Raw genomic sequence first — 14,193 nt, 5'->3', positions numbered from 1 at the left:
TGTGTCCGAGTAACGTGGGGAATGTGAGTAAAATAGGGCCCGTCGCAGATTATCATTCCAGATATTGTGTCTCTACGCCCTTTTTATCGCGCCGGTCGCGAAGATGTCACAGGTGACATCGCTCGCGACCCATCGACGCTGAACGCGCAGCCTTAACCGCCGTTGGCCAAAGCCTGCGCGCGGTACCGGGTAACGGCCACAGCGAGCGTGTCTGCAACCTTTTGACGCCACGTTTCATCCAGCAGCAGTTTTTCGTCATCCGGGTTGGACAGGAAACCCAGTTCTAGGAGAACCGATGGCACGTCGTGGGCGCGCAACACCTGAAAACCTGCATATCGATGCGGATTGTTGATGAGACCGATCTGGCCTTCGAAGGATTTAACGATGTTTTCCGCAAGCGTCACGGAAAATGCCTGCGTCTCGCGCCGCGTCAAATCTAGCAGGATATCGGCAACTTCGGGCTGGGAATGCTGCTGTGCGACACCTGCAATCTGGTCCGAAAGGTTTTCGCGCTCGGCAAGGTCCTGCGCCATGCGGTCCGAGGCCCGGTCCGATATGGTGTAGACAGTCGCACCACGAATACCCTTCTGTTTGAGCGTATCGGCATGCACGGAGATAAAGAGATTGGCGTTCTGCTGCCGCGCCAGCGTCACACGTTCCGAAAGCGCCAGAAACGTATCGTCGTCCCGCGTTAGAAACGCCCTGATGCCGCCGATCTTGTTCAGCCGGTCGGTCAGTTCCTTGGCAAAGGTCAGGGTGATGACCTTTTCATCCGTTCCGCTGACGCCACCCTTCGCACCCGCATCGATACCGCCATGGCCAGCATCGACGGCAATGACGAAATCCGACTGCCTGCTGGTCTTGGGAGAGACATCGGCAGTGACAGACGCCGTGGTGGCGGGAGCCAGCGCTTGCCAGTTCTGATTCTTCAGAAGATCGGCAAATTTCTGCTTGGTCGCGATCTCAGTATCGAGCACAAAGCGGTAAACCTTGCCGCCATCTTCGGCTTTGACGTCTGCGATGGCGACCTGCACAGGCTTCTTCGCTGTCAGCACCAGCCGCGCACTGCCCTCGCCCATGGTTCCAAACCGGATATCGCTAAACAGCCCCGTGGGTGCGAGGTCTTTCGTCGGAAACGAGAAACCGACGGCTGGAAAATCGACGACGATGCGCGCAGGTCCATCCAGATAATGGACTTCGAATTCCGGCTCTTCGTTGAAATCCAGCACGATGCGCGTCCGCGCCTCATCGCCGATAATACGGGCAGAACTGACGATCAAAGATGGTGCTTTGTCCGTCGCATTCGCCGATGACAACATGATCGGTGCGCAAAGCGCGGCCACCAGCAGCACAGATGCGATTCGCCCCGTCAGAGTGGTGAGGATGGCGACTTTAGCTCCGCCGATGAGATGTTTGCTGGTCGTCAACGTCGTTTCCGTAATTTCGGTCATTGGGGCCGGATATCGTGACATGCTGGCCAAAATATCGCTTAAGCCGTCACTAGAATGGCCTGATTTGCACATGCGCGCAACAATTGCAGCCCTTGGTGAAGCAATTCTTAACCGCCAAATTCCGCCAATGATATGGCATATTTAGCCACCCTATTGCTATTATGACAGATAGAACATACAACATGAATGAGGGTTAAAAGTGTTGACGGGATAGATGCCCGCCGGCTGCCAATCGACCAAAGACGCTGGCGCTGTAATATCGGGCAATCATCTGCCGTCGCTGCATTTTTCTCCTGAAACTGGATCAATTCCGGCGCTAGTCGGAACAATACCCGGTGGCATGCCACCGCACGCTCGAGGAGAGCATTTTCATCGGATCCTTCGGGGTCTATTTATTAAAGTCGTTCTCGCTTGGCCAATGATGTCGTTGCAGCAGCTTTCATATGAACCGGATACCAGGAGCAGGCTTCATGCTCTGCCATGCGTTCGGATGCTGCCAGTTTACAGACGCCGGGCAAGAAACTTCATTTCCGGCACACCCTCGACCATAGATGAAAGGCCTGTCCTCGCGGCGGGCCTGTTCTCGTATAAGACAGGGCTGCGCCGAGGAGCACAGCTTACATGGCAGACAAAATGCTTATCGACGCCTCCCATGAAGAGGAGACGCGGGTAGTCGTTGTTCGGGGAAATCGGATCGAGGAATTCGATTTCGAATCTGAACATAAGAAACAGATCCGTGGCAACATCTACCTTGCCAAGGTAACAAGGGTTGAACCTTCTCTTCAGGCTGCTTTCGTGGATTACGGCGGCAACCGCCATGGTTTTCTCGCATTCGCGGAAATCCATCCCGATTATTACCAGATTCCCCTGGCCGACAGACAGGCTCTGCTGAGAGCGGAAGCCGAAGACCATCGCCGCAATGACGACTTCGAATCGGCAAACGATGGTCCCAACGAGCCATCCTCCGCGTCGTCGCTCGCCGTCGATCTTTCCCAGATCGACCAGCCTGATATCGGTATCGTCGCAGCACCCGAAGCTGCCGATGAAACGAGCGAAGTTTCCGAGATCGTAGCAGAACCGGTTGCAACCGAAGTCGAGGCTGTCGAGGCCGTGGCTGAAGAAGCACCAGCCGAAGACGAAAAGCCGAAGAAGCGCGTTCGTCGTCCCCGCACCAAGAAAAAGACCGAAGCAGATGAAGCGTCTGCCGATGCAGCCCCTTCGGACGATGGTTCCGAAGACGATGGCAGCAAGGGCGGCGAAATGGCTGCCATGGTTGATACCGACACGATTTCGGAAGAGGTCGAAGGTCTTGGCCGTCGTGGCAATGACGATGACGACGATGATGACGATGACCACCACGAAAAGGAAGTCATCGAATCCGTTGGTGCCGAAGATGCGATGGAAGAAGTTCCAGACCGCGTTTCGCGCAAGCCACGCAAGCAGTACCGCATTCAGGAAGTCATCAAGCGCCGCCAGATCCTTCTGGTTCAGGTTGCCAAGGAAGAACGCGGCAACAAGGGCGCTGCGCTGACGACCTATCTGTCGCTCGCAGGCCGTTACTCGGTTCTGATGCCGAACACGGCACGTGGCGGCGGTATTTCCCGCAAAATCACCCAGCCGACAGACCGCAAGCGCCTAAAGGAAATCGCACGCGACCTGGAAGTGCCACAGGGCATGGGCGTTATTCTGCGTACAGCCGGTGCAAACCGCACGCGCGTCGAGATCAAGCGCGATTTCGAATATCTGATGCGCCTTTGGGAAAACGTCCGCACGCTGACGCTCAACTCCACGGCTCCGTGCCTCGTGTATGAAGAAGGATCGCTCATCAAGCGTTCGATCCGCGATCTCTACAACAAGGACATCAGCGAGATCATCGTCTCTGGCGAAGAAGGCTATCGTGAGGCGAAAGACTTCATGAAGATGCTGATGCCGAGCCATGCCAAGGTTGTTCAGCCTTACCGCGACATTCACCCGATCTTCTCGCGCTCCGGCATCGAAGCGCAGCTCGACCGCATGTTGCAGCCGCAGGTCACGTTGAAGTCTGGTGGTTACCTCATCATCAACCAGACGGAAGCACTGGTTGCCATCGACGTGAACTCCGGTCGTTCGACCCGCGAACATTCGATCGAAGAAACTGCCGTCCAGACCAATCTGGAAGCCGCAGAAGAAGTGGCACGCCAGCTGCGTCTTCGCGACCTTGCTGGTCTTGTCGTCATCGACTTCATCGACATGGAAGAGAAGCGCAACAACCGCTCCGTCGAAAAGAAGCTCAAGGATTGCCTGAAGAACGACCGCGCCCGCATTCAGGTCGGCCGTATCTCACATTTCGGCCTTCTGGAAATGTCGCGCCAGCGTATTCGCGCATCGGTTCTGGAATCTACAACTCAGGTCTGCTCGCATTGCGGCGGTACGGGCCATGTGCGCTCAGAATCTTCCATCGCCCTGCATGTTCTGCGCGGCGTGGAAGAATATCTGCTGCGCAACACCACCCACAACATCACTGTTCGCTGCACGCCGGATACGGCGCTCTACCTGCTCAACCACAAGCGCGCGACCATCGTGGATTATGAAGCCCGCTTCGGCGTGGCCATCATCATCGCGGCGGACGACAGCGTGGGTGCACAGCACTTCGCCATCGATCGTGGTGAAGCCGTTGAGAACCCGGTCAAGATCGAAAGCCTCATCCAGATGCTTCCTGATTTCGAGGAAGAGGAAGACGACATCATCATCGAAGCCGATGAGGATGAAGACGAGGAAGAAGTCGTCGTAAAGGCTGAAAAGACCGAAGCACGTCAGCCACAGGCAGACGCGGGCGAAGATGGCAAGCGCAAGCGCAAGCGTCGTCGTCGTCGTCGGGGCAAGGGCAGCCAGAATGGCACCGAGGCTCAAGGCGAGTCGGATGACGACACCTCTTCCGACGATCAGGACGATGATGCCGAAGGCGAATCCGACGACGAGGCATCCACCTCGACACTGGAAACGACCGACAGCGCATCTGGCGACGAAGCAAAGCGCAAGCGCCGCCGCCGTGGCAAGCGTGGCGGACGCCGCAATCGCGATGAAAACGGCAACATCATCGAGGACAATGACGAAGCCGAATCCGTACAGGCCGTAGAAGAAGGTGAAACTGCCTCTTCTTCCGAGGTCTCGGAAGAAGCTGCTGTCATCGAAGCTGTCGCTGTAGAAGCAGCGCCTGCGGTTGTTGCCGAAGAATCGGAAAAGCCGAAGAAGCCTCGCCGGACCCGTAAGGCAAAGGACAAGGCTGGCGACACCGAGGCTGAGCCTGCGGCAGTTGCTGCTGTAGCAGTGGCTGCGGCTGAACCAGCACCGGCATCTGTCGAAGCCGTTGAACCGCCAGCAGCCAAGGCACCCGTTGCCGAAGCCCCTGCTCCGGCGCCTGTGGAACCTGCTGTTGCGACACCTGCCGTTTCCGTTGAGGAAACGACGGAAGAAGCTGCCAAGCCGACCCGCGCCAACCGCGGTGACAACGTCTCCTCCTCGGAGCCGGTCGTTACCTCGGCAGCACCCGAAGGCGGCGACACCGATCCATCCAAGCCCCGCAAGGGCGGCTGGTGGCAAAGACGCGGCTTCTTTTAAGCCTTAGCTTTCAACGCTGACGAATGAATTGAGGCTCCGCATTGCGGGGCCTCTTTCCTTTGACGAGAACTCAGAAATACACACATAGAGGTTGAGCTTCTAAGAAAGTTTTCACCCGAACCAGATGGATTTGATGTGACCAACAACCGTGATCCTGCTTTAACCGTGCGCCGCATTTTAAAAGTCAATCACGCTGGCGAGTTCGGTGCTATCAGGATTTACGGTGCGCAGATTTTCGTCGCCCGCTGGCTCTTCCCAGATATCGTTTCGAAACTCGAAGAGATGCGCGACGACGAGATCGATCATTGCCGGTTGTTTCGCGACGCAATGCCTGCGCGAGGCGCAAGGCCATGCCGGATCATGGCGCTATGGAGCTTGGGCGGCTTTGTTCTCGGCTTTCTGACGGCGCTTTGTGGACGCAACACGGTTTGGATTTGCACAGAGGCTGTCGAAAGTACCGTTCATCAACACCTCGAAGACCAGCTGACTTTTCTTCGAAAACGCGACCCTGAACTGCATGCGCTGATCCTGTCGATTCAGGAACAGGAATTGGCCCATTTGACCGAGGCCGAAAACAGCCAGAAAAGCCGTGGTACGATGCGCAAAGTTCTGTTGCCGATCATCGGAGCCCTCACCGATCTGATGATCTGGCTTTCTACGTGGGGAGATTCCAGCTGGATGCGTGCGGAAATGGCACGTGACAGCCTGCCTGATCGGGCTGATGTGCGTTAGCACAAGGCTAAAAACAAAAAGGCCGTCTCACTCGGAAACGGCCTTTTGAAAAACGTAGGTCGAGGAGAACGGCTCACTCGTCGCGGTAAACCTTCTCGCGGCGCTCGTGGCGTTCCTGGGCTTCGATGGAAAGTGTGGCGATGGGGCGAGCGTCCAGTCGCTTGAGGCCGATGGGTTCGCCGGTTTCTTCGCAGTATCCGTAGGTCCCATCTTCGATCCGCTGCAGCGCGGCGTCGATCTTAGAGATCAACTTGCGTTGGCGGTCGCGGGCCCGAAGTTCGATGGCACGGTCTGTCTCTGACGATGCCCTGTCGGCCAGATCAGGATGATTGGCGCTTTCTTCGGCGAGATGACCCAGCGTCTCCCGCGCTTCCCGTAAAATGTCATTTCTCCAACCGACCAGCTTTGACCTGAAATAGGCTCGCTGGTTGGCATTCATGAACTCATCGCTTTCCGAGAGTACATAATTGCTAAGATCGATCTTCTCACTCACGCGATTCTCCTCGAAGAACATCTCATATTGCGCGGGTATACTCCGATATCGTAGGCCCGTTCAAGTGCGCAGAACAGTTTTCAGGCATTTTTAAATCTGTCACAAAATTCAGCTAAACGATTATTTTTTATGCTTTATTGGCATTACACGAATTATTTCTTCGATCACGTTTTCATAACTTGCGTATAGCGCCCGCCACTTGCAGCCTCACGGTCTATTCCTGTAAAGCTGCTGCCATTGTTTCGCTGCGCATAGGATACCCGGCATGCACGAGCCCTCATCGCGACCCTCCCGGATCTATCTGCTGCGCCACGCCCATGCGGCCTGGGCCGGGCCCGGACAACGGGACTTCGACAGGCCGCTCGATGCTGCAGGATTTGCGGAAGCCGAGGTGATCGCAGATCGGGCTGCCGATAAGGGCTATCTGCCGGATGCCGTGATAAGCTCGACGGCGTTGCGTTGCCGCGAGACGGCGCAGGCTGTGCGCCGAGCCTTCAACGATAGCTTAGACGTCGCTTATATCGATGAGATGTACAATGCCGAGGCCGACATCTATCTCGCATTGATCGCGGCACAGACTGCGAGCCGCGCGGTGATGCTGGTCGGGCACAACCCCACTATCGAAGCCGTTGCAGAGGCGTTGATCGGTCGCAAACAGATGGAGGATCTCCTGCCCTCCGGTTTTCCCACCGCCGGTCTTGCCGTTTTCGATGCTGACCCAACCTCCTCTGGTGAAGCGCTATGGCACCTCATCGACTTTTTTCACCCCTGAGACATCCTGCGGCGATCAGAAAACTTTCCGACAGCCGCTTCTTTTTTGAGCAGACAGCCACCCTATATATTTTCGGATAGTGAAATATTTTTTGGGAAACAGTCTTTGGCGCCATCCTTTACCTCCGTCACCGATAGCGCACTGATTGCCATCGACAATCTTGCAGACCGCGCCAGTGCTCTGACCAACCCGACACTTCGGCTTGGAGTGACAGGGCTGTCGCGTGCCGGCAAGACGGTTTTCATCTCGTCCCTCGTCCACAATCTATTGAATGGCGGAAGGCTACCGATCTTCGAGGCCATCCGGTCCGGTCGTGTTTCGAACGTCCGGCTTGAGCCGCAGCCGGATGACGCCATTCCTCGCTTTCAGTATGAAGACCACATTCAGGCGCTGGTGCGAGACCGTATCTGGCCTGACTCGACCCGTGCCATCTCGGAGCTGCGCATCACACTCGATTATCAGAGCGCGAGCGGCTGGGGTCGCTGGTTTTCGGCGGGAAAGCTGGCGATCGACATCGTCGATTACCCCGGCGAGTGGCTGCTCGATCTGCCGCTGCTGGGGCAGGATTACAAGACCTTCAGCGACAACACCGTGACACTGGCACAGGGCGGCGTGCGGGCGGAACTTGCGCGCGAGTGGCTCGAGATCGCCAATTCGGCGGATCTCGATGGTCCTGCCGATGAGATGACGGCGCGTCGTCTAGCGGAAAGCTTCGCCACTTATCTGCGCGCCTGCAAGTCGGACGAGCGCTCACTGTCAACCCTGCCGCCGGGTCGCTTTCTGATGCCGGGTGATCTGGAAGGGTCGCCTGCCCTCACCTTCTCGCCGCTTCCCGGCCTGACCGATGGCAAGGCGGCGAAAGGCTCTCTCAGGGCGATGATGGAGCGTCGTTACGAGGCTTATAAATCCATCGTCGTCAAACCGTTCTTTCGAGAGCACTTCGCGCGTCTGGATCGACAGATCGTGCTGATCGATGCGCTTCAGGCCGTCAATCGCGGTCCCGAAGCCGTTCAGGATCTGGAACGGGCTCTGGGCGATGTTCTCGCGTGCTTCCGGCCCGGCAAGAACAGCCTGCTGTCCTCGCTCGTCGGCAGGCGCATCGACAAGGTTCTGGTCGCCGCGACCAAGGCTGATCACCTGCACCACGAAAGCCACGACCGTCTTGAAAGCCTGACACGCCGTCTGGTTGACCGCGCTATCACTACAATCGGCATGAGCGGCGCTGGCATCGAGGTCATGGCGCTGGCCTCGGTGCGGGCCACCAAGGAAGCCAGCGTACGTCAGGATGGTCACACCCTGCCCGTCATCGTTGGTACGCCCATTGCGGGCGAGAAGATCAACGGCGAGATTTTTGACGGAAACCGCCCGACTGCGATCTTTCCCGGCGACCTGCCGGAAAACCCGGAGCCGCTGTTTCGGGCACTGGACGTCGAGGGCGACAAGGCCGATCTGCCGGATGTGAACGTCGTGCGTTTTCGCCCGCCCAAACTCGAGGAAAACAGTGACGGCATCAAGCTGTCGGTCCCGCATATCCGGCTGGACCGCGCCATGCAGTTCCTGTTCGGAGATAGGCTCGCATGAAGGATGAACCCGAAAACCCAGGCCGCCGCCCGGCAGCATTCACGCTGGAAAGCGAGCCCGCACCGACGCGGGTGATGGACGCCCGACGCGCACCGCGTAGCTTCGACGCCGACATATCGATGACGCCGGATGAAGAAGACCCGTTTCTGGCACCCGAGACAGTCGATGCAGCAGCCCTGCCCGTTGCTGCTCCTCGGCGTCGGCGCTTCTCCTTCGGCAAGCTGGCCATGGGCGCAATCGGTGTTCTGCTCTCGCTTGCTTTCGGTCTATGGGCAGACCAGCTCATCCGCGATCTTTTCACCCGCTCCGATTGGTTGGGCTATACAGCGACGGTGGCGCTTGCGGTCGCCGTTTTCGGCCTACTCGCGCTCGTCATTCGTGAAGGTGTCGGCATCATGCGGCTCAACGCCGTGCAATCGCTGAAGGCGGATGCGGAAAAGGCCGCACTCGAGAAAAAGCCATCGGCGGCCCGCGCCGTTATTTCGCGCCTGACCACTGTCCTCTCTCACAGAGCCGAGACGGCGAAAGGTCGTGCCGCGCTCAACCTGACAGAAAACGACGTGATCGATGGGCCGCATCTGATCGATCTGGCAGAACGGGAGTTGTTGAGCCCGCTCGACCGGCAAGCCCGCGCTCTGATTCTCAACTCGTCCAAACGTGTATCCGTCGTGACGGCTGTCAGTCCCCGCGCGGTGGTTGATCTGGCCTACGTCCTGTTCGAGGTCACTCGGCTAGTGCGCACCATGGCGGAGCTTTACGGCGGTCGTCCCGGCACGCTTGGCATGCTGAGGCTGATGCGCGATGTCATCGCACATCTTGCTGTTACCGGGTCAATCGCGGTTGGCGACGGACTGGCGCAGCAGGTTCTCGGGCACGGCTTAGCATCCCGCCTGTCTGCGCGTCTGGGTGAAGGTGTGATCAACGGCCTGATGACGGCACGAATCGGCATCGCCGCCATGGATCTGTGCCGACCGCTTCCGTTCCGGGCGCTGAAGCGTCCGGGTATAGGCGATTTCGTCTCGGATTTGACGCCCGATCTGACGGGCAGCAAAGGTGTTGAAAAGCCATGATTTCTCGGTGAATCCTTCACCAAATGGTTACTGCTGGCAGCAGCAATATCGGCGAGTGAAACGAAGCATTAACCATTCCCGGCATAGATTGGGGCTACACAAAGCGGCCTATTCGCCAGGGAAAGTATCATGTATTCGCGCTTCTTTTCGCTACTGGGTGGCCTCGCCGCCGTGATGTCCGTCAGTGGCGGACTTGCAGTTTCCGACGTTCAGGCAGCCTCTCGCGATGACCAGTTCTTTGGCTCTGTCGCTGGCGTCTGGTCGGGTCCCGGCGAGATCGTTGCTGGCAAATACAAGGGTACAAAATTCACCTGCGACCTCACGGGCGAACCGATCAGTGACAAGGACACAGGCATCAAGCTAGGCGGCACATGCCGCGTTGGCGTCTTCAAACAGCCCATGTCGGCCGTCATCTCGAAAAAGGGCAATGGTTACGAAGGCAAGTTCCTCGATGGCTCCGAAGGCAAGGGTCTCGACATCGTATCGGGTCAGGTCAGCGGCGACAAAGTCGTACTTGGCATCAACCGCGCAAAGCTGAACGGCGCAATGGTTGCGCGCGTGACCAACAACACATCCATGAACATCACCATTTCCGTGAAAGTCGCGGACCAGATGGTTCCCGTGATTGGACTGACGCTTGCTCGCAACGTCGATCAGATGGCCGTCGGCTCCATCAAGCCGTAAGCTTCTCTTTCGCTCGTCCCCGGTAGAGCCGCCTCTGCGCGGCTCACTTGAGCGCCCACCATTCCCGCTTTTCATTGGCTCGAACAATCCCGGTCTTGTCGGCATCTCCAAGCCAGTCAAGCACCCGCCTCCCATTGACCACGAGATCGGGCGCCATATCTGCGAGCGGCATCAGCACGAATGCGCGCTCGGTCATGCGCGGATGGGGGATTTCAACGCGCTCGGTCATCACATGTTCGTCGCCATAGGTCAGCACGTCGATATCGATCGTACGCGGCCCCCAACGCTCGATGCGCACACGCTTCATGCCCCGCTCGATGTCAAGACCGAGGTCGAGCAACGCTTCGGCGGCCAGTGACGTTTCGATCAGGACGCAGCAATTGAAGAAATCTGCCTGATCGACCTTGCCCCATGGCGGCGTCCTGTAGAGATGCGAAACCGCGACCAACCGGCAGCTTTCGTGGCGGGAAAACGCGTCGAGCGCCTGCGCCATGGCTGCGGGCGGATCGCCGATATTACCGCCCAGCCCCAACGCCGCCAGCGTCATGCCATCAGCCATGCTGCTCGACGCTAACTTGCGCATAATCGAGAATGCCGGGAACCGGCGCGGATGGCTTTCGAACCGTCACTTTGACACGCACGATTTGCGGGTAGCGGCGACGCAACGCGGATGCGATGTCGTTGGCAAGCGCTTCGATGAGATAGCGGCGCTGACCGGCGACGATCTTTTCGATGACGTCGAAGGCGACACCGTAATCGACGGTGTTCTTGATGTCGTCGGTCTCCAAGGCGTCTCCGGCCTCGACTTCCATTTCGGCGTCGACGAAAAACCGTTGTCCAAGGGTCTCTTCCTGCTCCAGCAGACCGTGGCGGGCGAAGAACGAACAGTTCTTCAGCAAAATCGTGTAGCGGCTCATTGGTGTCCCACCCCTAATTATGGTTCTTGTGCCTCAAAACCGCATCGGCAATCGCAAGGGCATCCCGTGTCATTACCACGTTATGGACGCGAAAAATAACTGCCCCTGCCATGCGAAGAAGTGCCGTGGTTGCCGATGTCCCGACATCACGCTCCTCGGCGCCTTCGCGACCGGTCAAAGCACCGATAAATCGCTTTCTCGACGTTCCAGCCAGAATAGGCAAGCCGAACCCTGCAAGCTCTTCGAAACGCGACATCAGCGCTACGTTTTCATCCGTGTCCTTGGCAAATCCAAAGCCGGGATCGAGAACGATGGCGTCGCGGGCAATGCCTGCGGCATCCGCCAGTTCCAGCGAGTGGTTGAGAAAAAGAAACTGGTCTTCGATGATATCGGCCAGCTTCTGGCGCTCGCGGCCCGTGTGCATGATACAGACACCCGCACCCGCATTGCCAATCACGCGGGCCATGTCGGCCTCTTTCTGGAGACCGAAGACGTCGTTGACGATGTGCGCACCGGCCTCGATAGCCAGCTTCGCTGTGGATGCGCGATAGGTATCCACAGAAATCAGGGCGTCCGTTTCTGCTGCCAGCCTCTCGATGACGGGCAGCACGCGATGCTGTTCCTGCTGCGCTGTCACAACAGCCGCACCGGGACGGGTCGATTCACCGCCGATATCGATGATGTGCGCGCCCTGCTCTACGCAGGATAACGCATGGCTTATGGCTTCATCCGCTGCCAGAAACTGGCCGCCATCCGAAAAGGAATCCGGCGTCGCATTGACGATAGCCATAATAAGGCCATCCCCATCAAGTTTCAGGGAGCGCCCATGCGCGACTTGCCACACCTTGTCACTGGCTGTTATCACGTAACATCAAGCCTTTCCGGAATAACGGAGTGCCCCGCCATCGCTCGTCCTACCACTCCGCCTGCTAAGCCTGACGTGCCGTGCACATGGCGTTCTATGCCGCAATCATCTTCCAAGTTCAACCGGAAGGCCGGTAAATGACGCCACAGTCCCGCATACTCTCCGCCGTTCTTTCAGGCGTCATGTTTCTGTCCGTTCCGCAGTTTGCCAGCGCAGAAAGCGTGATCAGCAAGTCCTTCTCCTACTTCAAGGTTGGCGGCAAGACTGCCGAGGACTTGGACCGTGAACTTTCCCGCCACGGACCGATGACGAAATCCACCGGCGCGCGCCACCCAGGTGCAACGGAAATCAAGTTCGGCGGCGAGATCACCTATGTCGAAAAGGGCTCGCTCTGCGCCGTTGGCACGGTGAAAGTGACGCTACACACGAAAATTCTGCTGCCGCAATGGACGAACCGCCGGCGCACCACGGCCAATCTTGCCCTGATCTGGGACACGCTGTCAGCCGACATCAAGCGGCACGAAGAACGCCACGCCGAAATCTCCCGCGGCTATGCCCGCGGCCTCGACAAGCAGCTCCAGTCCCTTCGTCCGCAAAAGACGTGCGAGGAGATGCAGGCGCTCGTGACGCGCACCACGCAAAGCGTGATGGACGAGCATGACAAGGATCAATTGCGTTTCGATATGGTGGAGTCGAAAAACTTCGATTCACGCATGACTCGGCTTTTGAAAAACCGTATGTCGCAAAAAGCATCCGGGCGTTGAATATCAATTCATTACGATTACTTATGGGAATAATTTAAAGTTCCACCGCAACCTTAAAGTGAGGCAACGCCGCGTGTTTATGATGATTGAATTCTAGTCGTTTCGGTCAGACCACGACTCGACTATTGTTTTGAGAAATAACGCGAAATCAATCATCGCGTTTATGTTTCTAAAGTGTCGGTCCCTCGGCGCGTCCTTGAGCCTTAGGCCTCTCCTCCTGCCTGATGGTGACGTGCCCAACTCGCCTCGCTTATCCCGCGAAACGGAAAGCGAGGCTTTTTGTGGGACACGCATCGCGGCCCGGCTGAATGGCTCAGCCTTGGCGCTCAGGCACGTGCACGACCAATCCGTCCAGCGCATCGGTCAGCTTGATCTGACAGGAAAGTCGCGACGTCGGGCGCACATCGAACGCGAAATCCAGCATATCCTCTTCCATCGGCTCTGGCGGGCCGACGCGTTCTGACCATGCGTCGTCCACATAGACATGACAGGTGGCACAGGCACAGGCGCCGCCGCATTCCGCATCGATACCGGGTACGGAGTTGCGCATGGCGTTTTCCATCACCGTGGAGCCATTGCTGACGTCAAGTTCGTGCGGCGTGCCGTCGAAAGCAACGATGGTCAGTTTTGTCATTTCGGAAATCCAGAGCAAATGTTTGAGAATGTTTCTAAACAAATAGAAAGGCCGGATAGGCTTGGCAACCCGTCAAAGTGGTTACCGCGCATATCCGGCCTCAAAAACATTCAGACGAATGCGATCAACGGCACAGTTTCAGAATGAAATTTTCCGCCTCGATGACCGAAGACGCCACTTTTGCAAGGGCTGCGCTATCACGGCTGCCGTTTTCGACTGCCTCTGCGGCTGCCGATACGTTGAAAGCACCGACGGCGTCGGCAGAACCCTTAAGGCGATGCGCGATGGCTTTCATGTCGATGTCATTGGCGACTGCCAGATCATGCAGCAATGTTCGGGCGTTGCGCGTGAACAGTTGCAGGATTTCGATCTCCAGTTCCTTGTCGCCCATGGTCTGGCGCGCCAGATGCACGAAATCGATAGGCTTGCTGGCGGGCGCTGGGCCGCCGCGATTGTCAGGAGCTTCGAATGCGATACTCAACGCTGCCATTTTTTAGAATTCCTCGTTTGGGCCGGTTTCTTGTTTTGAGGCACATATGTCCTGCATTTGCGCAGGTTAGGACTGCGATGAGCTTAAATTGGGGCGCAACGAAGGTGGAAATCTTCCGCTATGGTTAATTTATGTTAAACTTA

General features: G+C 57.5%; 14 protein-coding genes. 7 read left to right on the top strand and 7 right to left on the bottom strand.

Annotated features, from left to right (window positions below):
* Positions 1 to 152: 152 nt before the first annotated feature.
* Complete coding sequence (locus tag QRN55_RS16165; protein WP_284777561.1) at positions 153 to 1,319, bottom strand: N-acetylmuramoyl-L-alanine amidase; 1,167 nt, start codon at positions 1,317 to 1,319, stop codon at positions 153 to 155.
* 753 nt (positions 1,320 to 2,072) lie between these two features.
* On the opposite strand from QRN55_RS16165, the gene QRN55_RS16160 reads away from it, so the two are divergent.
* Positions 2,073 to 5,048: an Rne/Rng family ribonuclease gene (locus QRN55_RS16160; protein WP_284777482.1), complete on the top strand. Its 2,976-nt coding sequence runs from the start codon at positions 2,073 to 2,075 to the stop codon at positions 5,046 to 5,048.
* Positions 5,049 to 5,183: 135 nt separating this feature from the next.
* A complete protein-coding gene (locus tag QRN55_RS16155) occupies positions 5,184 to 5,780 on the top strand; it encodes a demethoxyubiquinone hydroxylase family protein (protein ID WP_233121071.1) in 597 nt (198 codons plus the stop codon).
* Positions 5,781 to 5,853: 73 nt separating this feature from the next.
* On the opposite strand, the gene dksA is transcribed toward QRN55_RS16155, so the two are convergent.
* Positions 5,854 to 6,273, bottom strand: coding sequence for an RNA polymerase-binding protein DksA (gene dksA, locus QRN55_RS16150; protein WP_111838469.1), 420 nt, complete (start codon positions 6,271 to 6,273; stop codon positions 5,854 to 5,856).
* Positions 6,274 to 6,538: 265 nt separating this feature from the next.
* On the opposite strand from dksA, the gene QRN55_RS16145 reads away from it, so the two are divergent.
* From QRN55_RS16145 to QRN55_RS16130, 4 genes are all read left to right on the top strand, one after another.
* Positions 6,539 to 7,045 carry a SixA phosphatase family protein gene (locus QRN55_RS16145; protein WP_284777481.1) on the top strand — a complete coding sequence of 169 codons (507 nt, stop codon included), beginning with the start codon at positions 6,539 to 6,541 and terminating at the stop codon, positions 7,043 to 7,045.
* 105 nt (positions 7,046 to 7,150) lie between these two features.
* On the top strand, positions 7,151 to 8,626 hold the full coding sequence (locus QRN55_RS16140) for a YcjX family GTP-binding protein (protein ID WP_284777480.1): 1,476 nt from the start codon (positions 7,151 to 7,153) through the stop codon (positions 8,624 to 8,626).
* Positions 8,623 to 9,696 carry a YcjF family protein gene (locus QRN55_RS16135; protein WP_284777479.1) on the top strand — a complete coding sequence of 358 codons (1,074 nt, stop codon included), beginning with the start codon at positions 8,623 to 8,625 and terminating at the stop codon, positions 9,694 to 9,696. Before QRN55_RS16140 ends, QRN55_RS16135 begins: the two co-directional genes overlap by 4 nt.
* 129 nt (positions 9,697 to 9,825) lie before the next feature.
* Positions 9,826 to 10,380: a hypothetical protein gene (locus QRN55_RS16130; RefSeq protein WP_111838238.1), complete on the top strand. Its 555-nt coding sequence runs from the start codon at positions 9,826 to 9,828 to the stop codon at positions 10,378 to 10,380.
* Between the two features lie 43 nt (positions 10,381 to 10,423).
* Here QRN55_RS16130 and folK read toward each other — a convergent pair whose 3' ends face one another.
* From folK to folP, 3 genes are read right to left on the bottom strand one after another with little or no spacing between them, the layout of a single operon-like run.
* Positions 10,424 to 10,927, bottom strand: a complete 504-nt coding sequence (folK, locus tag QRN55_RS16125) for a 2-amino-4-hydroxy-6-hydroxymethyldihydropteridine diphosphokinase (RefSeq protein ID WP_502871342.1) — start codon at positions 10,925 to 10,927, stop codon at positions 10,424 to 10,426.
* A 4-nt stretch (positions 10,928 to 10,931) separates the two neighbouring features.
* Positions 10,932 to 11,297: a dihydroneopterin aldolase gene (gene folB / locus QRN55_RS16120; protein WP_111838237.1), complete on the bottom strand. Its 366-nt coding sequence runs from the start codon at positions 11,295 to 11,297 to the stop codon at positions 10,932 to 10,934.
* A 13-nt stretch (positions 11,298 to 11,310) separates the two neighbouring features.
* Positions 11,311 to 12,087 carry a dihydropteroate synthase gene (gene folP / locus QRN55_RS16115; RefSeq protein ID WP_284777478.1) on the bottom strand — a complete coding sequence of 259 codons (777 nt, stop codon included), beginning with the start codon at positions 12,085 to 12,087 and terminating at the stop codon, positions 11,311 to 11,313.
* 212 nt (positions 12,088 to 12,299) lie between these two features.
* Between folP and QRN55_RS16110 the strand changes: the two genes are divergently transcribed.
* Positions 12,300 to 12,926 carry a DUF922 domain-containing Zn-dependent protease gene (locus QRN55_RS16110; protein WP_284777477.1) on the top strand — a complete coding sequence of 209 codons (627 nt, stop codon included), beginning with the start codon at positions 12,300 to 12,302 and terminating at the stop codon, positions 12,924 to 12,926.
* 313 nt (positions 12,927 to 13,239) lie between these two features.
* Here QRN55_RS16110 and QRN55_RS16105 read toward each other — a convergent pair whose 3' ends face one another.
* Positions 13,240 to 13,560, bottom strand: coding sequence for a 2Fe-2S iron-sulfur cluster-binding protein (locus QRN55_RS16105; protein WP_111838234.1), 321 nt, complete (start codon positions 13,558 to 13,560; stop codon positions 13,240 to 13,242).
* Between the two features lie 124 nt (positions 13,561 to 13,684).
* The gene (locus tag QRN55_RS16100; RefSeq protein ID WP_284777476.1) at positions 13,685 to 14,050 is read right to left on the bottom strand and encodes an Hpt domain-containing protein; all 366 of its coding nucleotides are present in this window, start codon (positions 14,048 to 14,050) and stop codon (positions 13,685 to 13,687) included.
* Between the last annotated feature and the right edge of the window lie 143 nt (positions 14,051 to 14,193).

It is taken from the genome of Agrobacterium sp. lyk4-40-TYG-31 (assembly GCF_030209855.1).
GTDB lineage: Bacteria > Pseudomonadota > Alphaproteobacteria > Rhizobiales > Rhizobiaceae > Agrobacterium > Agrobacterium vaccinii.
This window is presented reverse-complemented; position numbering and strand designations above follow the sequence as displayed.